Source organism: Rhizobium sp. 16-488-2b (genome assembly GCF_017741815.1).
Classification (GTDB): Bacteria; Pseudomonadota; Alphaproteobacteria; order Rhizobiales; family Rhizobiaceae; genus Rhizobium.
This window is the reverse complement of the sequence record NZ_JAGHMF010000003.1, coordinates 197,916-216,830: the sequence shown is the minus strand read 5'-3', so window position 1 is coordinate 216,830 and position 18,915 is coordinate 197,916. Positions and strand designations below refer to the sequence as shown.

Genomic DNA, 18,915 nt, shown 5'->3' with positions numbered 1-18,915 from the left:
GGGCATCAGCCCCAGCACTTGCCAAGGCCTTCCTTGGTGTCGATCGACTTGACGCCGGAGACCGGCTTGTCGGTAACGAGCGTCACGCCGGTGTCGAAGAAGTTCTTGCCTTCGGTCGGCTTCGGCTTTTCGCCGCTGTCGGCGAACTTCTTGATCGCCTCGATGCCAAGTGCTGCCATCTGCAGCGGGTACTGCTGCGAGGTGGCGCCGATGACGCCATCAGCAACGTTCTTGACACCCGGGCAACCGCCGTCGACGGAGACGATGAGCACATCCTTCTCGCGACCGACAGCCTTCAGCGCTTCATAGGCGCCGGCGGCAGCTGGTTCGTTGATGGTGTGGACGACGTTGATGGTCGGATCCTTCTGGAGAAGGTTTTCCATCGCGGTACGGCCGCCTTCTTCGTTGCCGTTGGTGATGTCATGGCCGACGATGCGCTTGTCATCCTCGTCGCCGATCTTGTTCGGGTCCTTCGGGTCGATGCCGAAGCCCATCATGAAGCCCTGGTCACGGAGCACGTCGACCGACGGCTGCGACGGCGTCAGGTCGAGGAAGGCCACCTTGGCGTCGGCGGCCTTGTCGCCCAGCGTTTCCTTGGCCCACTGGCCGATCAGCTTGCCGGCGAGCAGGTTGTCGGTGGCAAAGGTCATGTCGGCGCTGTCGATCGGCTCAAGCGGGGTGTCGAGCGCGATGACGAGCAGGCCGGCGTCGCGGGCCTTCTTGACGTTCGGCACGATGCCCTTGGTGTCGGAAGCGGCAATCAGAATACCCTTGGCGCCATCGGCGATGCAGGTCTCGATCGCGGCCACCTGGCTTTCAGAGTCACCATCGATCTTGCCGGCATAGGACTTCAGGTTGACGCCGAGCTCCTTGGCCTTGGCGGTCGCGCCTTCCTTCATCTTGACGAAGAAGGGGTTGGTGTCGGTCTTGGTGATCAGGCAGGCGGAGACGTCCGCAGCCTTTGCAGGCGCCGAGAACGCGACGCCAAGGGCCAGCGCGGCGAGCGCTGCGGAAAGCACTGATTTCTTCATTTACTCCTCCCAGAGTGTAGCCGGACCGCCCCATGGCTGGCCGGAATTTTAAAGCACGAACACTGCCTCAGACGACCGCCGATGGCTTCCTCCAAGCCGTTTCGTGCTGTTTACGACGCTAATTAAGGGCGAAAGAATTTGGCTTGTCAATAAATAAATCCAATTGAATTATTAATTCCTTGTGGCATGCTCGGCGAAAATAACGCATAGGCCGATCAAGGGAGGAATGGCCAATGTCGTCGATGAAAGGTCCGGTTCACTTGCCGGCCCAACTGCCTGGCGTCAGTCCGGCAGGCGGCGCGAACCAGGTTCGGGTTCGCGCTTACAATGAAAGATTGGTGCTATCGCTGGTGCGCCTGCATGGCGCACAGTCGAAAGCGGATATCGCACGCCGCACAGGCCTTTCGGCGCAAACCGTGTCGGTGATCATGCGCGTGCTGGAAAAAGAAGGTCTGCTTTCGCGCGGCGAGCCGATCCGTGGACGCGTGGGCCAGCCCTCGGTCCCGATGCGGCTCAATCCCGATGCTGTCTACTCTTTCGGCGTGAAGATGGGACGGCGCAGCGCCGATCTGGTGCTGATGGATTTCGTCGGCAAGATCCGCATGCAGCTGCATGTCACCTACGCCTATCCCCTGCCCGACCTGTTTCTCGACTTCATCGTATCCGGCATACAGGAGCTGGAAAGCCGGCTGAGCGAGGACGAGCGCAGCCGGATCGCCGGTGTGGGCATCGCGGCACCTTTTGAGCTGTGGAACTGGGAAGAGGAAGTGGGCTCGCCGAAGGGCGCGATGGACGTCTGGCGCGATTACGACCTACATGCCGAGGTGGCGGCAAGCGTGCCCTACCCCGTCTACCTGCAGAACGACGCAACCAGCGCCTGTGGTGCGGAACTCGTCTTCGGCATCGGCCCGCAGCACCCCGATTTCGTCTATTTCTTCATCGGCTCCTTCATCGGCGGCGGCATCGTCTTGAACTCGGCGATCTTTTCCGGCCGCACCGGCACGGCCGGCGCGATCGGCCCGCTTCCCGTGCGCGGCAAGAATGGCGAGACGCTGCAGTTGCTCGAGGTCGCCTCGATCTTCGTGCTCGAAAACATGCTGCGTGAACGCGGCATCGATCCGGAGCCGCTCTGGTATTCGGCCGATGACTGGATCGACTTCGGCGAGCCGCTCGAATTGTGGATCCAGGATACCGCCAAGGCGCTGGCGCAAGGCATCGTCGCGGCCGCCTCGATCATCGATTTCAGCGCCGCCGTCATCGATGGCGGCTTTCCGGCCTGGGTCCGCGAGCGGATCGTGCAGGCGACGATCTACGAAGCGGACAGGCTCGACCTGCAGGGCGTTGTCATGCCGGATATCATCGAGGGCGCCGTCGGCGCACATGCGCGCGCAATCGGCGGCGCCAGCCTGCCGATCTTTGCCCGCTATCTCACGGACCAGAACGTGCTCTTCAAGGAGGTGGAGAATGCTGAAGGGACTTAACCCGATCCTGAGCCCCGAGTTGCTCTCGACGCTGCGCGCCATGGGCCATGGCGACGAGATCGCCATCGTCGACGGCAACTATCCGGGCCTCGAGGATGCGCGACGGCTGATCCGGCTCGATGGGCACGGCATCATCCCGGTGCTCGACGCCGTCTTGAGCGTATTGCCGATCGACGAGTTCGTGCCGGAGGCGATCTTCCGCGCCACCGTAAAAGGTGAGCGCGACAAGCTCGACCCCGTGCACGAGGAGATGATCGACTGCTGCGCGCACTACGAGCCGCACCGGCAGGTGGTGCCGCTGGTGGGGCCCGATTTCTACAACAGGGTGAAGGCGGCGCATGCGCTGATCCAGACCAGCGAGCCGCGCCTTTACGGCAACATCATCCTGCGCAAGGGCGTGATCCATCCAAGCAAGCCGGGCGACAAGAGCAAGGCCCAGGTCGACCCGTTTCCTTACTGAGGGATCAGCCGGCGATCAGATCTCGCCGGCGAGCGGTCCCCAGACATCCGTCAGCGCGAAGCCGCCGGGGTGCGGATCGAAGGGATCGAGCGCCACCTGCGACAGGCCGAAGGTGAAGCCGCGACCCGTGATCGTCGGGATGACGGCGGGGCGGCCGGCGACGGTGGTCTCCGCCAGAAGCCCGACCTCGAATTCGGAATCGATGATCGAGCGCGACTTGAAGACATCGCCGACCTTCGCCTTGCCGCGCGCATGCAGCGTCGCGAGGTTGGCGGAGTTGCCGGTGCCGCAGGGCGAGCGGTCGGCCCGGCCGGGCCACATGGTGGTGCAGGTGCGCACCGTGCCATCGGCTTCGAGATCGCGGAACATGACGTAAGCGACGCCCGAGATCGCCGGGATCTCCGGGTGCACGACCTCGATCTCGCGGTTGATCTTTTCCTTGATCACCATGCCGGCGCTAACAAGGGCTGCGGCATTGGACTTGGCGATCGTCAGGCCGATCTGGCCGACATCGACGAGTGCGTAGAAGATGCCGCCATAGCAGAGATCGAGCTTGATCGTGCCCCACTGCTCGGTCTCAAGCGAGACATCAAGCTCGTGCACGAAGGACGGCACCATTGTCAGTTTGACCTTCTCGCAGCGGCCGTCGCGGCAAGTGGCCGTCGCCTTGACGAGGCCGGCCGCCGTTTCCAGCGTGACCACCGTTTCCGGCTCGTGCATCTCGACGATGCCGGATTCGAGCAGCGCCGTGGTGACGCAGATCGAGTTCGAGCCGGAGCTGGCATGCGCCTGATCGGGCTGCAGGATGATGAAGGCGGCATCGGCATCCGGATGCTTGGGCGGCAGCAGCAGGTTGACGGAACCGATCGGCGCGCCGCGCGGCTCCAGGCAGAGGAAGCGGCGAAGCTCCTGGCCCTTCGGATCGGTGTTCAGCCAATGCAGCTGCTCGGCAACGGTGTTGCCCGGGATCTTCGGAACGCCGCCGATCGCGACTTTTCCGATCTCACCTTCGGCGTGGACATCCAGAAGCTGGATCGTGCGCTTCCATCTCATCGGCGTCTCCCATCATCCGCCGGCAGAGCGACCCCGTCGCCGCCGGCTGTCTGTTATGTCTCAATAGCGGTTAATACGGAACGGCGTCATGTCGACGGCGGGTTTTGCCCCCGTCACCATATCCGCGATCAGCTGCGCGGTGGTCGCCGAATAGGTGAGGCCGAGATGGCCGTGACCGGTCGCGTACCAAACGCCCTGCATTTTCGAAGAGGGCGAGATGATCGGGATCGTATCGGGCAGCGCCGGGCGGTGGCCCATCCACTCGCTGGCGTCCTTGACCTGAAGCCCCGGAACCGCGCGCTGGGCATGGCGAACGAGGACACGGGCGCGGCGGAAATCGGGCGCGGCATCCAGCCCCGCCAGCTCGACATTGCCGCCGACGCGGATACCGCCTGCCGTCGGCGTGATCATGAAGGCGCGATGCGGCCAGATCACCGAATAGCGCATGGAGACGCCGGGCTGCATGATCTGCGTGTGATAACCGCGCTCGGTCTCGAGCGGGATCGGCTCGCCGAGCTTTTCGGCCAGGAAGCGCGTGTGGACGCCTGCCGCCAGCACGACGAAATCGGCCGCGATACGCTCGCCGCTTTCGAGCAGCACGACGGAGGTGCCGTCGGCGTTCTTTTCGACGGTGCGGACCGCGCCGGAGAGGAGGGTCGCGCCACGTTCGCGGGCGGCATCGGCGAGCTTCACCACCAGGCGATAGGGATCGCGGATGGTCTTGTTGTCGGGCAGCAGGACCGCCTTGGCGATCGACGGCGAGAGCGAGGGCTCCAGATCGCGGATGGCAGCACCCTCGAGCACGTCGAAATCGAAGCCGTAGCGGCGCATGAAATCGATATGGCCGCGATCACCAGCGAATTCCGCCTCGGTCTCGTAGATCGCCAGGCAGCCTTCGTCGGTCATCAGCTCGGGTGCCGCGATCGTATCCAGCATGGCGCGAAAATCGGCGAGCGCGGGATTTGAGAGGCTCATGCCCGCATCCTCGATGTCACGCAGCCGCGAGGGCTTACCGGCAGCGATGAAGCGCAGGAACCATGGCGCCATTTTCAACGCATAGGCGGGGCGCAGCCAGACGGGACCTTCGGGATCGAGCAGCCAGCGAGGGATCTTGCGCCAGGTATTGGGGCCGGAGCCGGCGGCGAAATCGAGCGCGATGCTGGCCATGTTGCCATAAGAGGTGCCGCGCCCGGGCTCGCCCTTGTCGATCAGCGTGACCTGCAGGCCGCGACGCTGCAATTCGAGCGCGATCGCCGCACCGATGACACCTGCGCCGACAACCGCGACCGTCTGTTTCTTCTCGTTCATCCCTCACCGCCCATTCGCGCGGCGGACCACACCACCGGCCGCACTGTGATATATCAGAACACGAGCGACTTCCATCTCAATTTTCCCCTTTGGCTGGACAGCACGCGACCGCGCGCTCGGCGCAAGCGCCGTGAAACTTTCCGACCGCTGCTGCCGTTTATTAGAGCAGGATTTCAACCAAGGATCGCGCGTAATGAAGGCACTGCCCAGCATCTTCTTCTCGATCGCCCTGCTCTGCCCGTCGCTTGCCTTCGCCGGCGCGCTGGAGGAAGACGCGATACGTCATGACATCATCGGCAGGACCATCTATCTCGCGACACCGCTCGGAGGCGAGTTGCCGCTGAACTACCACACATCAGGCGTGGTCGACGGCAGCGGCGAGGCGATCGGGCTCGGAAAATTCTTCAAGCCGAACGATCAGGGCAAATGGTGGATCGATTCGAACCGGCTCTGCCAGAAATTCCGGATCTGGTACGACGGCGCGCCGATGTGTTTCGAACTGGAGACTGCAGGACCCGGGAAGGTGAAGTGGACGCGCGACAACGGCCAGACGGGCGTGGCGAGGATCGGCAACTAGTCCAAGCGATGGAAGGTCCAGAATGGAAAAGAGCCCGGTGCGGGAGGAGGTGCACCGGGCTCTTGATCCTGACTGACAACTGGGAGGAGGAGTGTTGTCAGTCCGATGAAGGAGCGCTGGGAGGAGGAGTGCGCTGCCTTCGAGGGGATAGATAGCCCATCGTTTCGATCAGGAATAGGGAGAATACCGCAACGCAGCAATGCGCAAAACGCATAACACGACACCTTAGATCGTCATTCGCATTCGATGCATGCACATAATTTCATCAAAAGTCCCAAGATATAAGCAATTTCAGCCTTCAAGGGCCGAAGGCGGCGGCCGAGACCGCCACCTTCGAGACCGACTCACCACTCGTTTCCGCATGGCATGGAGCCGTCGCCATTGGTGCCGCCGAAGCTACCCTGGCAATAGGCTTGCCTGTGCATCGGCTGCATCTGGGGCTGCATCGGGCGTTCGGTGATCGAGCCCGTGGTCTGGCGGTCCACGCCGAAGGCAGCATCGGGATACCAGTAGCCGTCATGCAGGCGGGTGCCGGGCCGCTCTGTGCGCGAGCCATGATAGCCGTGCCAATGGCCCGGCTGGGTCTCAGCCACCTGAATCACTTGAGCCTGCTGCATGGACTGATCGGCGGGCGCGGCCTGAACGGGCACCGCGGCCGAGAGCGCCGCGATGACGCCAAGCGACAGGACGGACGGGATGTAACGGGAGATTTTCATGATAAACCCTCCTTCAGGATTCACATGAAGAAAATGCCGTCTCAGCTTGCAAAGTTCCGCGCCTGCACGCGCGCTCCAACAGTCGTGATCGCAGGCGATTGCGCGTGATCCCGATTACGCCCTACGGCGTGATCCCGGTCACGCTTTAGGCGTGATGTCGCTTATGCTCACTGCGTGATATCGTGCCGCTCCTACTGGTCGTAAACGGCGCGATAGCCCTGGCTGGAGATGCAGGTGACATATTGACGGCGCGCGGCCGCCCTCGCCTGCGCTTCCTCGTTGGCGGGATCGATCGCATAACGCGACATCTGCGCCCGCGCCTCGTATTGCTTGCGCGCCTCATTATACATGACGTTACCATCGGCGACGCAGATGTTGTGGGCGATGCCGGGCGGATTGAGTGGCGGGTCGAGCGTGTTGACCGGCGTCAGCATCGGGCCGTTGGCATGATCGACGCAACCGGCCAAGGCCGCCACCGACGCCAGAAACACCATTCCACGAACCATATTGCTCAGCATTCAATCTCTCCGGCCCACGGCCACGACATGTCCTGCCATCAAAAGGCATCTTGCCGAGACAATCGTCTGGCAACATTGTGCCAAGCTAGCGCGACGCCCGTATCGCGCAGGCGCCAACATCACAACGGAGGATTTGGAAGTGTCAGCTCTTCAAGACGAACACGCACAAGACATCCCCACTCACCCGGAGGAGATGAAATCGGTCTTCGACCTTCGCGTCGGAAAGCACATCACCCTGCAAGGCAGCGCCAGGATCACGCCCGCCGGCGTCATCAGCACGGGGATCGCGGTGGCGGCGATGACGTTTGCCGTGGGGTATCTGATATCGTCGGTCGGTCGGCGGCGGTAGGGCGATTAGTTAGGCGCACTCGGCACGCCCCTCAGACATAGATCCACCCTTTGCGCACCGCCTCTATAAGCTCGAGCTCGTAGCTATATTCGGCGGCCACGGCAAAGACCTTGATATCGCTGCTGGTCATGCCGATCCCGTGCCGTCGCGAGACATATTCGAACGTCTCGATCCAATCGAGGCCCGACAAGTGCAGCATGGCGATCTCCAGGCTGAAAGGGGCTTCCCGCTTCTTCTTGCGGCGGGCCATCAAGGTTGGAACCCGTGCCGATCGAGCAACACGCGCTCCTGCGCAAACATGCGGGTGGTGAGTTCCTCGAAATCGATCAGACCGGCGGCCGCAAGCGCATAGCAGGCCGCATCCGACGCACACCGGTCCCGCTCGAATCGATCTCGGAGAGATGGTCCCGCATGACGAGAGCGGTTCGTCAAAACGTCCGTGGCTAGCTGCGCATAGAAATCTGAGTCCATCGGCCTGATCTCGCAACGAATGCGCGGACACACCTGCCCTGCATTCCGTGAGGGAATGCCGGCCTGTGCGACGCTCTGGTGATCGTATGGATTTCGTACCGGGGAAGTGTCTCACGACTCGCAGAGGATGGGAATCGCGGAGATCGGCTTTAAAAATTTAGACGAGCAGAATTCGACCTTGCTTGAGGTCGTCGTGCTAAATTTTCGTGAGAAAAGAGAAGTGGCGCACCCGAAGTCCTCCACCCCGAAAAAAGATATTTCATTTTCCTCATAATTTTCAGTTGCTTGGTTAACTCATCATTTAGTGCTTCGGCGCAAATTCAGTAGCAAAAACAGTAGCAAAAACTCAGTTTTTTTGAGCCGCGCGGGCGTATTCCGTATTAATTTCATCAAAACGGCGAAAGAATGTTACATCAACAGCCTTTCACGCTGGAACATTTAGTCCCGCGCGCTATTTGGTACAGTATCGAACCGTCTATGTTCGTGGGCTTGAAGCAGAGCCAATCTTCTCTAACGGAAACGAGACGGCTCGTGCATTCAAATCCAGTTGCAGTCCTCGTCGTGGACGACGAGGCATTAATTCGCTTTGCAATCGTTGACGAACTTGCTGATCAGGGCTTCGACGTGCATGAGGCTGCTAATGCGGACGAAGCGATAGCACTTGTCGAAAAGTATCCAGAAATCCGTCTGATATTTACAGATATCGACATGCCCGGAAGCATGGACGGACTGAAACTTGCAGCATTCGTGCGGGACCGATGGCCTCCGATAAAAATCATTGTGACATCGGGGCGCGTTAAGCCGAGCGCTGATATGATGCCGGAAGGAGTACCGTTCCTTCCCAAACCCTATGAATTTCCACACGTAATTGCTGCGATCAACAAACTGCTGACAGCATGAGACAATATCTCAGCTACTTTCGATAGCCGAAATAGCCAGCGATCCCATCGACCGCTTCACAAAACTTTTTCGCGTCGGCGTGTGAAAGCAAAACGCTTTCACCATTGAGGTTAAGATAGAGCTGCGGGCCATTGCCACCGTAGCCCGAAGTTCCAATTTCCAACTGGTGAACTTCACCGTCAGCGTCATCTTTGACGTTTTCTTCAAAATAACAGATCGTCCCCATAGGATACTCTTATCGCTCCCGTTATCGACTCAACCATTGCGATCTTATCACAGCAGGTAGCCTTGGCGAGGGCGCAGCGGCGCTTGAAAGTTCGGACTCGCGCCGGTCGAGATCGATGTTGATCAGGACGCGGGCCGCAAGGCTGTAGGTGAAAGCGTCCAGGCACTCGGCTCGCCTGCCGGGGATGCGCTCGAACGCCCGCGTCGGCTGGCCTCGTGTATAGCGGACAATGCGCCGCTCGCTCACAAGCTCCTCAAAAAACCGCGCTTCAAGATCGCCAGAAAATCGGATGCTCTTGCCAGCGGACAGGCGATTGAAGATCGAATTTTTGATGGCATCGCTGCCGACGATAAACACCGACTGACCTTTGACGTTCGAGCGTTGCAGGGGCGGACGGCTGAAACCGGCCATCCCCTTCGAAGCCGCGACCTTGCGACCGAACCGGGGACGGGCGAAGGCATAGACATGCGGTTGATGCTCCCCGTCGCCGCTATCGATGAGCGCCGCCGATATGCCGATATGACCCGGATGCTGCCACGTCGTCTTGAGGAGGTCGTCCACTTCGGCCCATAGGTCATCCGAGTCGAACCGGCCATGTATCTGTCCGTTGGCGAGGACGAACGTCTCGGTTCGGCTATGGCCGGTCAGCACCCAATCGGCCCATTGGTCCTGCATGTCGATGCCTGCCGTCACGAAGAGGACATCGGCAGGGAGGTCGGTCAGGCCGAACGGCTCGGCACGGCTGCGAAGCTCGTCCTCATCCAGTTCGTCGCCCCCGTCTCGAAAGCCTTCCGCGAGGATCGTATTGACGAACACTCTAAGCGTGTCTGGATTATTCTTTGCAACTAAAAACTCTTGAGCGAGAACGCTCCAACGGGCGTTATGATGGGGACTGATCAGCGCATTGAGCTTGTAACCGTGATGAACCCCGTTTCTTTCGGGCGCGGTGGCCCGCCAGACGCCTTTCGCGACCATATCGACCTTCTGCCGCTCCTCGACTACCTCAGAGCATGCAGGGCAGCGCCACGCGGCCTTTTCCGGCTCGCCATCGGGCCAAACGATGTCCTTCCACTGGATTTCGCCGAAGGTCCCGCAACAGGGGCAAGGCACCTCGTAAATCCGCATGTCGGATTGAGCATAGGATCGCAGGACGTGGCCGTCCTCGAAGACAGGAGTCGAGCCGAGAACGATCTTCCGATTTGCGAACGACAGGGTTCGGCGCTCGGCAAGGACAAGGGGCGACCCCTCGACCGTGTTTTCCATCCCATCAGCCTCGTCGATCAACAGGACGCGAATGTTGTGTCGGCGAAGGTTGCGAGGTGCGCGGCTCGGCACGACCTTGAGCGACCCGCCCGGAAAGCGACGGCTAAGGAGGGTGTTCCGGCCCGCCTCGTCGGCTTCGGGGGATAGGAGGCCGCGCAGGGCAGGTGTCGCTTCGAAGATCGGTTCGAGATCGGAAACAACCACGTCGCGGCAGTCGGACTCGGTCGGCATCAACAGCATGATCGGCGACGGCTCATTTGCGATGTAGCTGCCGATGGCGGCGGATAGCAAAGTCGAGAAACCGACGCGGACAGATTTGACGACCGTGACGCGCTCGACCGGCCCGCCGATGGAGTCCGCGATTGCAGTTTGGAACGGCCAAAGCCGAACCGGCCCCGGCAGCGCCGACACGCCAGCCGGAAGCCGGAACTCGGTTTCGATCCATTCGGAAAGGCGAAGGCGCGGCGGCGGGCGAAGGGCTGCAAGCGCGTTGCGTTCGATCCGTTCAAGCATCCCCATTGGAAAGCTCCTGCAAGGCATCGCGAATTTCGCGGTCGATGATATCGAGGTCGGCGGCTGTAAAATGTCCAGCGCGACCGGCAACGCGGGACGGCACGGCAAGGACGCCAGCGCGGACGCGGGTGAAAATGGCGGTCCAACGGGCCTCGACATCGGAGGCACGGACAAGTTCGCCCTGGCTGATCTCGTTTTGCATTTCGAGTTTCGCGGCGGTTTGCTCGGCAACGCGGACTTTCGCGGACTCGAGATCGGCGTTGCCACGCGAGCGTTTTGCGAAGGCGAGATATTTTTGCGTCGATTCCGTCGTGTCGAATTTACCGTTCGCCTTTCGGCTCAAAACGCCTTTGTCCGCGAGCGTGTTGATGGTGCGGGTATCGACATCAAGGAAAACAGAAAGTTTCGATGCTGCCATTTCAGACGGGATGAAAGAAGGCTCATCGAATCCGCCGCTCAATTCTTCGATCTCTCTTCGACGTGCGTTGTCCATTCTCAGATTCCCATTTCAAAAATTCTGTCGGGAGTTACGGCATGCGCTCGGCGACCCCCGCAGACGCACCCCGGCAGGAAGGACCCGTTCGCGGGCGTGTCCAATGTGTCCAGTGTCCAATGAGCTTTTTAGGTAGGGTCGCGCGCGTGTGCGGCTGCGCATGTGTGCGTATGTGCAGGCGTGTGCGCATATAACCTTACGATTACATTGGACACATTGGACACATATGGTACGGCTTTGATTTAACACGATAATCCGTGTCCAATGATATGCCGAGTGATTGGACACGCCATTCCTCTCATTGGACACGGCACATTGACGCGGCATGAATTCGCTCGATTGGATTTGCTCAGGGCGATTTTGCCTCATGACAAACGCCCTCTTCGATCTCGCACCTTCACAAGTTCGTCGGCTCGCATTGCGCAATACGAGTGCCATTGTAGTTCGTCAGTGAAGAGGTGACGATCGATATTGCGGCTAACCATGTCTTCGAAGTGATCTTCGGCACTTTGCGGCGTGAAGATCAGCTTGTGGTGAAGAGGCCGCGCTAGATCGTCGCCGAAATAGACTAGCGATTCCTGCCGTCCGACGCGGCTGCAATAATAGTGTCCCGCCAATTCCCAAATTTGCAGCGCAACGCCGTCACCATACCAATAGGTTTGCGCAAATCGGAAAAGATGATGACCTTGCGTGTTCGCCGGTCCCGCCAAATTGCGCTCGATATAGAACACGGCTTGCGAGCCGATGATGTTCGGCGGGTACATATCGGGCGCATGCTGAACAGGAATATCCAAGTCCATGCACTGATAGACTTCATCATCGGTCATAGCTTGTTGCCTTTCGTGAGGATGGTTTCCAGAGCATCGCGAGCATCCGGTAAGCTCAGCAGTTCGTATTTCCACGAGCGATTGCCGCGAGGTCCGCTCCTTCGTTTGTCGCAAAGGAACGGCGTAAGCTGTTTGCCGAAAATCCGTTGGTCGATGTTGATGCCGCGATATTTGTTGGCAGGCTTGCAAGCCCAGGCATCGAATGCGTCTCTGAGGGACGTTGTATCAATCGGCTCATCGGGCCAATCTTGCCATCCATCGGCCCCGGCAATCCGTCCGGTTTCAATGGAGTCGTGCATCCATGCCGAAACGCCGGTTAGGTTCGAGGCGATGGATTCGATGAGGGCTTCTGTTGCGGGCGGACGCGGATTCCATGCCGATAAATCGTATGCGCGCAGCATGTGCATCAAGGCGGCAGGACCATCGCCGTTCATTTCGGCAATGAGCGCGTCGAAATAGCGTTTGTTGCCGCACCGATGAGCCGAAACTTCCGAAATGAAATACCGCCGCTCACCCTCGGTACTGTTGACGACGCGAAGTTCGTTCGAGGTGATGAAAAGCCGATGGAAGGAGTCGACCGCGAAGACGGGCGCATGCTTTTCGTTGATCGTTTGAGTCTCGGCAGTGATCAGGTTTTTGATACGGGAGTCGGCTCTATGGTCGCCGCTGAAAAACGCCTCTTCCAGATGGATGAAAAGCTTGTTCGCAATCGCGCCATTGAAATGACCCCAAACGGCTTCCTGATCGGACGTGTTAAGATAGGCGCTTCGAGCCATGAGCCGCGAAAGATAGACCGCGACAATATCCTTGCCCGCTCCCTTCTGGCCTCTCAACACAATCGCCGATCTCGGCTTTTGCTCGGGCCGCTGGATCATATGCGCCATCCAGCCAAGCAGCCAATCGTACTGCAGTCGGTCGCCATTGCAGATCACGTCGAAAAGATGATCTAGGAACAGCCCGCACGAGGCATCGGCCTCGCCATCGATCTTCCATCCCTGCCAGAGATTATAAGTTCCGGCAGGCGTGTCGCCATCTGGACGGAATACAACGCCGTTCGGGAAATCACGCCGTTTCGGTGACGCGAGCCATGCGTCGGCAATCGTCAACTTTGCCGGTTGCGGACCACCTGTCAGCTTTGCAATTTCGGCCTTTCGCTTATTCGCCCAGGGGCGGTTTTTATATCGGAGGCGCAAATCGCCTTCCGTGCCGAATGCTATGCTATCCGTGCCTTCGGTCATGACGACGGTTTTTCCGCCGACGCTAACGATGGCATGCCGCTTGTTTAGATCGCGGATCGGATCATTGATCCCCAATGGGGAGCCGAAAAGTTCCCGCATGATCGAGTCAGAGGGACGCTCGGGCGCGGCATTGGCCTCGAACTTCCGATAGGCCGTTCTAATCGAGCGTTCGATATCCTGAAATTCGCGATGCCATCTGTCGTCCCGTTCGGACTTCGGAACATCTTGGAAGACAGCCTTCAATCGCCTCGTCGCCTCTTTGGACTCGATGGCTTTTGAAGCGTAATGCGCGGCAATGGCGACGGCGGGTTCGTGGTAAGAAGCGCGGGTTCGGATTTGCTCAAAGGCCAGTTCGAGGTCTAGCGGCTCTCCGTCCCGTTTCGCGCCTAATGACGGTTTCCAACCTCTGTCGGCAAACTCGCACTCTGCGTCCATCTGGACAAACTCGCGAAGACTGGCTTCCGAGATCGTCGGCAAATCGGTGACGGCGATGTTTCCAGGGTGGACTCCGTCTGCCCATTCATACGGCTTTCCCGGTATCGGGATGGATGCCATGAGCAATGAATTGCGACCCTTTGGCTAGGATTTCGACGCGGGCCGGATTGCCGTCATCATCGATCCAGCTTCCGCTTTTGAAGGTTTCGAAGTCATCCCCCATGACCCGAAGAAGGAGGAGCCGCTTAGGACGACGACCGAATCGGAGGGGCGGCAGGCCATCTACCTTTTCCTCCAAGAGCGATTGCAGGCGCTCGGCAACTGCCTCGTCAAGCACGTCGATATCGACTCCGACCACCCCCTCGCCAGTGCGGATGCCGGTGTTCTTCGCGGTGGGCTGGCGCTTTTCCCATCGCTCGATATCGTCCACTTCGACGGCAAGGGAGGTCCAGTTTTTGAGGTGGACGGCTTTGCCCTCGGCAGGCAGAGGGATGAAGCCATTACGCAAGTATCTTAGTCGAGCGAAAGAAGAAGAAATCTCATCGTTATCAATGATTTCCCTTGTTTTCGTAGCATTTCCATGAGACATTTCCGATGCTTTCTTCTCGGAGGTTGAGAGCGATATGAAAAGCCTGTCCCTCGTCATTGGTTTGCCAGAGGGGCGGGCTTTTTCTTTCTCAGCGCAAGCGCCCTTATACTGACGTGAGAACGCATCCCCCCGTCCGACGACGGGAGGATGTTAGTCGGATCAACATGAACTTTGGAATACCCGGCAGCCGTTCCCGCGTCTGTCGAGTAGGGGCATCATACCCAATCGAGAACGCCTGTCAACACTATTGCGCTGATCAGTGCAGTAGTGTAGTTATGCTTTCAGCTAAAGGAGAACGTCATGCAATCACTGCCCGAAGTAGCAGCATCTATCGCCCTCGTAACCGGGGACGACGTGAATGAGCTTCACAACATCCTTCGCGGCTACCGGGACAAGGGCGCGTTCGATCACGTCGGGTTCAAGGGTCGGAAAGCCCTTTATGACGACGTTGGCATGGCGAAGGCTCGGGTTCTTCTGGCGCTGCAAGCTCACGGCTTTGAGGGCATGAACCTTAATCGCATTATGCGCCTCCTCGAAAACTGCGATGCCGATCCGGTCCCCGGTGTGGTCAGCCGCATCGGATTTGGCCGCGTGGTGGATGGCATCCGCAACGGCGAAGAATGGTCTTTCGTGTTTTCGACTGATGCCCGGAAGATGTTTTGGGGAAGCTGCCGTTTGATCGTCCGCGATGACGACGGTCTGGACGATCTCAAAAAGCTGCAAGGTCGTCACGTCGAAACAAAGATCGACCTTTCTGGCCTGATCTCTCCTTTGCTGAGGTAATGGCATGGGCTTGTTCGAACGCATCCTCAATCGTCAGTCGAAGCCGAAGGGGCAGCGGATGCTTGAGGCGACCTCGGGCAAACGCTGGACGAACACGCCGCCTTTCGGATCGATGGCCGCTGAGGTTGCGGGAGGAGCGAGCCGAGTCCGTGGTCGCGCCCGTCACCTTCGCCACAATGATCCGCTTGCAGCGAATGCCGCCGGTATCTATCGAACCGCCCTGGTCGGCTATGGTGTGACTGCCGCGAGCCAACATTCGGACGCTGGCACTCGCACCAAGATCGATGAGGAGTTCGCGGCGTGGGCGGTCAAAACTAAGTTTGCGGAACTGCAAGCTGAGATCATCGACGCCGTTGTGACCGATGGGGAAGCTATCATTCGCATGCTCACGACCGATGAGGGCGAGCTTCGATTGCAGCATATCCCGGCTGAGCAATTGGACGAGTCGCTCACGGTAGAACTTGGCGGCGGCGGATACATCGCGAACGGAGTCGAGTTCAGCGCGGGCGACGAGATCGTTGCCTACCATATTTTCAGCACTCGGCTGACGGACATCTTTCCGACGACCCAAACGCCCATCCGCGTCCCGGCTGAGGACGTGATCCATCTTTTCCGACGCAATGGGGCGGGACAGCATCGCGGCCTATCGTGGTTCGCGCCCGTCGTGCTGCCGCTCAATGAGCTAAGCCAGTTGCAGGACGCGCTTCTCGTCAGCGCCAAAATCCAAGCGATGATGTGCGGCTTTATTCAGGATCAAAACGGCAACGGCACGGCCTTCGCCGATGGAGCGCAGAACGGTTCCGCCCTTGATCTCAGCCTAGAGCCGGGGACGATGCGTGTCCTGCCGTCTGGCTATACCGTCACATTCTCGCATCCTACTCAGATGCAACAGAGCGTGGATTTCGCAACGCATAGCATTCGGATGATCGCGGCGGGATTGCAGATTCCCGAATTTCTCCTCAGCGGCGACATGCGGAATGTCAATTATTCGAGCGCCCGCACGGCACTTGTCCAGTTTCGCCAACACCTCGAAGCCATCCAATTCACGTTGCTCGTCTCGAAGTTCTTTGGGCCGATCTATCGCCGCTGGCTCACGCTCGCGAACCTGACTGGCTCGCTCGATACCGGCGACGATGTTCCGGGCGTGGAATGGTTCTTTCCAGCTATGCCGTGGATCGACCCGAAGAAAGACGCGGACGGCACTGCCGCCATGATCGGCGCGGGCCTCATGAGCCGCAGGCAGGCCGTCGCCTCGCTCGGCTTCAATGTCGAAAAGCTGGACGCCGAAATCGCCGCAGATCGCCAGCGCGAGCAAACGCTTGGCTTGTCGTTCGAGCAATCGCCGACGCCTGCCGCAACGAAAGAGGTGAAGGACGATGCTGAAAACGAAGACTAGGCGCGACGGAAATGCAGCCGCAACCCTGACCCGCGCCGCCTCGGCTTCCGGGCAGTTCGATGAAACCGCCATGACCATCACGGCAGTTATCGCCACGGCCACGCCGGTTCCCCGCCGCGATGCGAGGGGCGTCTATGGCGAAATTCTTGCCCCAGGCGGATTCCGCTCCGAGACTGAAATTCCCCTCTTGGACGGCCATGCGCAGGGCAGCATTCGCAACGTTATCGGCAAGGCGCGAAATATCCGCCTCGAAGGCGATGAGCTTTTGGCCGATCTCACGTTTTCGACTGCCGACGACGTTCGCCCGATTGTCCAGCGCGTCAAGGATGGCACGGCGAGCCGGTTTTCGGTCGGATACCGCATCATCAATTTCGAAGATTCCCGAACGGGAATGAGCCGCACCCGCACCGCAACGGAGTGGGTGCTAACCGAAGTCAGCCTTGTCCCCTTGGGGGCTGACCCCAATGCCCGCAGGAGGGGCGCTAACATGGAAGACGAAGAAATCGTTCTCGCCCCCGAAGCGGAACAGCAGCAGATTCGCAGCCTTGCCGAATTGGCGGGCCTCACTCGCGGATGGGCCGAAGATCAGATCGACGCGGGCGCAACGCTCGAAACCGCTCGTGCTGCCGCTCTTGCTCAGATGCAGGGCCGTAGCCAGCAGACTCGAGTTCGTGTCGTCGCGGCCAACGATGCGCCGGAACAGATCGTCCGCCGCCAGACTGACGCGCTTGCCTTTCGTGCTGCCGGTGGCGAACTGCCGGACGACGCTCGGCAGTTTGTCGAAATGTCCTTCCGCGATATCGCGATTTCCTCGCTCGAACGGGCGGGCGTATCGGTTCGCGGGCTGACGACGGACGATATCTTGACCCGCGCCGCGTCGATGACGACTTCGGACTTCCCGTTGATCGTCTCGAACGTCGCGAACAAGATCGCCCTCGAACGCTTCAATGCCGCCGCGTCTGGCCTCACGCCGTTGGTGCGCAAGCGGACCCTGCCGAACTTCAAGGCATCGACCGCTATCCGCGCCGGGGAACTTGGCGAATTGAAGCCCTTGGCCGAAGACGGAGAAATCCAGCATACGGCTCGCACGGAGAACGGCGAAACGCTCAGCCTCGGCACCTATGCCGCTGGCCTGAACGTGAGCCGCAAGCTCCTAATCGATGATGACGCGAACCTTCTTGGCGATATGACTGCCGCCCTTGCCGACGCGGCTGCAAATACCGTCTCGAACATGCTCGCGGGGCTTCTGATCGATGAGCACAAGCTCAGCGATAACAAGGCAGTGTTCCACGCCAGCCGTGGCAACCTTGCGGCCTCTGGCGATGGCCTCAGCGTTGCGAACCTCGATTTCGCTCGTAAGAAAATGCGCGTCGTGAAAGGGCTGGACGGAAAGACCATTGTCGGCGCGGCTCCGAAGTACCTTGTCGTCGGGCCGGAAATGGAAACGTCCGCCGAAATGGTCCTGGCTGCGATCTATGCCGCCGATATCGCCAACGGCAACCCGTTCGCTCAGAAGCTCACCCTTCTGGTCGAGCCGCGCATTTCCGACAAGCGTTGGTTCCTGTTTGCCGAACCGTCGCGCCTGCCGGTGTTGCAGATGGCCTATCTGTCGTCCGCGCAGGGCGTCCAAATCCAGCGGACGGAAGCATGGGACACGCTCGGGATGCGCTTCCGTGCCTTCCTCGACTTCGGTTGCGGTTGGTCCGACTGGCGCGGCGCTTTCAAGAACCCTGGGGAGTGATCATGGCGAGCCTGATCGAACTACAGGCTTACAGGGGACGGCTCGAAAGGGCCGTCTTTTCCGGCACCCGTCGTCTGAAAGATCAGAACGGCGAGGAGATCGAGTTTCGCAGCCAAACCGAACTCATGTCCGCGCTTGCCTTGCTCGAACGGGCGATTGCCACTCACGGCCAATCCTCATCAACCATCCGTTTCCAGACCTCGAAAGGACTGTAACCCATGAAGAACTTCATTCAACAGGGCGTCAATCTGACTGTCCCGGCCCCTGCCAATATCCTGTCCGGTGATGTCGTCGTTATCGGCGACCTTCACGGCATCGCGTCCATCAATGCCGCCGAAGGGCAGGATTTGGTTTTCGTCACCGAAGGCGTGTTCGAGCTTCCGAAGGTTGCCGCGAACAACTTCGCCATCGGCGCAAAGGTCTATTACGACTCGACCGCCAAGCTCGTCACGACGACGGCAACCGGCAATACGTTGATCGGCGTGGCCGTCACCGCAGCCGCCGCATCGACGGGCAGCGTCCACGTTAAGATCATCTGAGCATAGGG

General features: G+C 59.7%; 22 protein-coding genes. 10 read left to right on the top strand and 12 right to left on the bottom strand.

From position 1 onward, the window contains the following. Positions 1–5 precede the first annotated feature (5 nt). Complete coding sequence (locus J5286_RS02670; protein WP_018898260.1) at positions 6–1,031, bottom strand: sugar ABC transporter substrate-binding protein; 1,026 nt, start codon at positions 1,029–1,031, stop codon at positions 6–8. Between the two features lie 233 nt (positions 1,032–1,264). Between J5286_RS02670 and J5286_RS02665 the strand changes: the two genes are divergently transcribed. After that, positions 1,265–2,512, top strand: a complete 1,248-nt coding sequence (locus J5286_RS02665; protein ID WP_209189028.1) for an ROK family transcriptional regulator — start codon at positions 1,265–1,267, stop codon at positions 2,510–2,512. Continuing rightward, the gene (locus J5286_RS02660; protein WP_209189026.1) at positions 2,496–2,972 is read left to right on the top strand and encodes an RbsD/FucU family protein; all 477 of its coding nucleotides are present in this window, start codon (positions 2,496–2,498) and stop codon (positions 2,970–2,972) included. Before J5286_RS02665 ends, J5286_RS02660 begins: the two co-directional genes overlap by 17 nt. Before the next feature lie 15 nt (positions 2,973–2,987). On the opposite strand, the gene J5286_RS02655 is transcribed toward J5286_RS02660, so the two are convergent. Continuing rightward, positions 2,988–4,025, bottom strand: a complete 1,038-nt coding sequence (locus tag J5286_RS02655) for a proline racemase family protein (protein WP_209189024.1) — start codon at positions 4,023–4,025, stop codon at positions 2,988–2,990. Positions 4,026–4,085: 60 nt separating this feature from the next. After that, positions 4,086–5,333: an NAD(P)/FAD-dependent oxidoreductase gene (locus J5286_RS02650; protein ID WP_209189022.1), complete on the bottom strand. Its 1,248-nt coding sequence runs from the start codon at positions 5,331–5,333 to the stop codon at positions 4,086–4,088. A gap of 193 nt (positions 5,334–5,526) precedes the next feature. On the opposite strand from J5286_RS02650, the gene J5286_RS02645 reads away from it, so the two are divergent. Further along, positions 5,527–5,910 (top strand): hypothetical protein, encoded by a 384-nt coding sequence (locus J5286_RS02645; protein ID WP_209189020.1) that lies wholly within the window; start codon positions 5,527–5,529, stop codon positions 5,908–5,910. A gap of 344 nt (positions 5,911–6,254) precedes the next feature. On the opposite strand, the gene J5286_RS02640 is transcribed toward J5286_RS02645, so the two are convergent. After that, the gene (locus J5286_RS02640; RefSeq protein ID WP_209189018.1) at positions 6,255–6,626 is read right to left on the bottom strand and encodes a surface protein; all 372 of its coding nucleotides are present in this window, start codon (positions 6,624–6,626) and stop codon (positions 6,255–6,257) included. Between the two features lie 191 nt (positions 6,627–6,817). Next, a complete protein-coding gene (locus J5286_RS02635; protein WP_018898253.1) occupies positions 6,818–7,144 on the bottom strand; it encodes a hypothetical protein in 327 nt (108 codons plus the stop codon). Positions 7,145–7,283: 139 nt separating this feature from the next. On the opposite strand from J5286_RS02635, the gene J5286_RS02630 reads away from it, so the two are divergent. Further along, positions 7,284–7,493 (top strand): hypothetical protein, encoded by a 210-nt coding sequence (locus tag J5286_RS02630; RefSeq protein WP_209189626.1) that lies wholly within the window; start codon positions 7,284–7,286, stop codon positions 7,491–7,493. A 31-nt stretch (positions 7,494–7,524) separates the two neighbouring features. Here the strand turns inward: J5286_RS02630 and J5286_RS02625 are convergent, their stop codons facing one another. After that, positions 7,525–7,692, bottom strand: a complete 168-nt coding sequence (locus J5286_RS02625) for a hypothetical protein (RefSeq protein WP_018898251.1) — start codon at positions 7,690–7,692, stop codon at positions 7,525–7,527. 677 nt (positions 7,693–8,369) lie between these two features. Between J5286_RS02625 and J5286_RS02620 the strand changes: the two genes are divergently transcribed. Beyond that, positions 8,370–8,864: a response regulator gene (locus J5286_RS02620; protein ID WP_348529238.1), complete on the top strand. Its 495-nt coding sequence runs from the start codon at positions 8,370–8,372 to the stop codon at positions 8,862–8,864. A gap of 13 nt (positions 8,865–8,877) precedes the next feature. Here the strand turns inward: J5286_RS02620 and J5286_RS02615 are convergent, their stop codons facing one another. From J5286_RS02615 to J5286_RS02590, 6 genes are all read right to left on the bottom strand, one after another. Beyond that, the gene (locus J5286_RS02615) at positions 8,878–9,090 is read right to left on the bottom strand and encodes a hypothetical protein (RefSeq protein ID WP_209189016.1); all 213 of its coding nucleotides are present in this window, start codon (positions 9,088–9,090) and stop codon (positions 8,878–8,880) included. Positions 9,091–9,111: 21 nt separating this feature from the next. Beyond that, on the bottom strand, positions 9,112–10,872 hold the full coding sequence (locus J5286_RS02610; RefSeq protein ID WP_245205318.1) for a phage terminase large subunit family protein: 1,761 nt from the start codon (positions 10,870–10,872) through the stop codon (positions 9,112–9,114). After that, the gene (locus J5286_RS02605) at positions 10,859–11,359 is read right to left on the bottom strand and encodes a hypothetical protein (RefSeq protein WP_209189014.1); all 501 of its coding nucleotides are present in this window, start codon (positions 11,357–11,359) and stop codon (positions 10,859–10,861) included. The genes J5286_RS02610 and J5286_RS02605 overlap by 14 nt, the downstream gene beginning before the upstream one ends. Before the next feature lie 365 nt (positions 11,360–11,724). After that, entirely contained in the window at positions 11,725–12,186 is a 462-nt protein-coding gene (locus tag J5286_RS02600; RefSeq protein ID WP_209189013.1) for a hypothetical protein, read from the bottom strand. Then, positions 12,183–13,979 (bottom strand): primase-helicase family protein, encoded by a 1,797-nt coding sequence (locus J5286_RS02595; RefSeq protein WP_209189011.1) that lies wholly within the window; start codon positions 13,977–13,979, stop codon positions 12,183–12,185. Before J5286_RS02595 ends, J5286_RS02600 begins: the two co-directional genes overlap by 4 nt. After that, positions 13,945–14,505, bottom strand: a complete 561-nt coding sequence (locus J5286_RS02590) for a bifunctional DNA primase/polymerase (protein ID WP_209189009.1) — start codon at positions 14,503–14,505, stop codon at positions 13,945–13,947. The genes J5286_RS02595 and J5286_RS02590 overlap by 35 nt, the downstream gene beginning before the upstream one ends. Positions 14,506–14,748: 243 nt before the next feature. On the opposite strand from J5286_RS02590, the gene J5286_RS02585 reads away from it, so the two are divergent. Genes J5286_RS02585 through J5286_RS02565 form a run of 5 tightly spaced genes read left to right on the top strand, consistent with a single transcriptional unit; the run spans position 14,749 to position 18,907 of the window. After that, positions 14,749–15,231, top strand: a complete 483-nt coding sequence (locus J5286_RS02585) for a hypothetical protein (protein WP_209189007.1) — start codon at positions 14,749–14,751, stop codon at positions 15,229–15,231. 4 nt (positions 15,232–15,235) lie between these two features. Then, entirely contained in the window at positions 15,236–16,627 is a 1,392-nt protein-coding gene (locus J5286_RS02580; RefSeq protein WP_209189005.1) for a phage portal protein, read from the top strand. Then, complete coding sequence (locus J5286_RS02575; protein WP_209189003.1) at positions 16,608–18,368, top strand: prohead protease/major capsid protein fusion protein; 1,761 nt, start codon at positions 16,608–16,610, stop codon at positions 18,366–18,368. The genes J5286_RS02580 and J5286_RS02575 overlap by 20 nt, the downstream gene beginning before the upstream one ends. A 2-nt stretch (positions 18,369–18,370) precedes the next feature. After that, a complete protein-coding gene (locus J5286_RS02570) occupies positions 18,371–18,583 on the top strand; it encodes a phage head-tail joining protein (protein ID WP_209189001.1) in 213 nt (70 codons plus the stop codon). 3 nt (positions 18,584–18,586) lie between these two features. Then, positions 18,587–18,907: a DUF2190 family protein gene (locus tag J5286_RS02565; protein ID WP_209188999.1), complete on the top strand. Its 321-nt coding sequence runs from the start codon at positions 18,587–18,589 to the stop codon at positions 18,905–18,907. Positions 18,908–18,915: the final 8 nt, after the last annotated feature.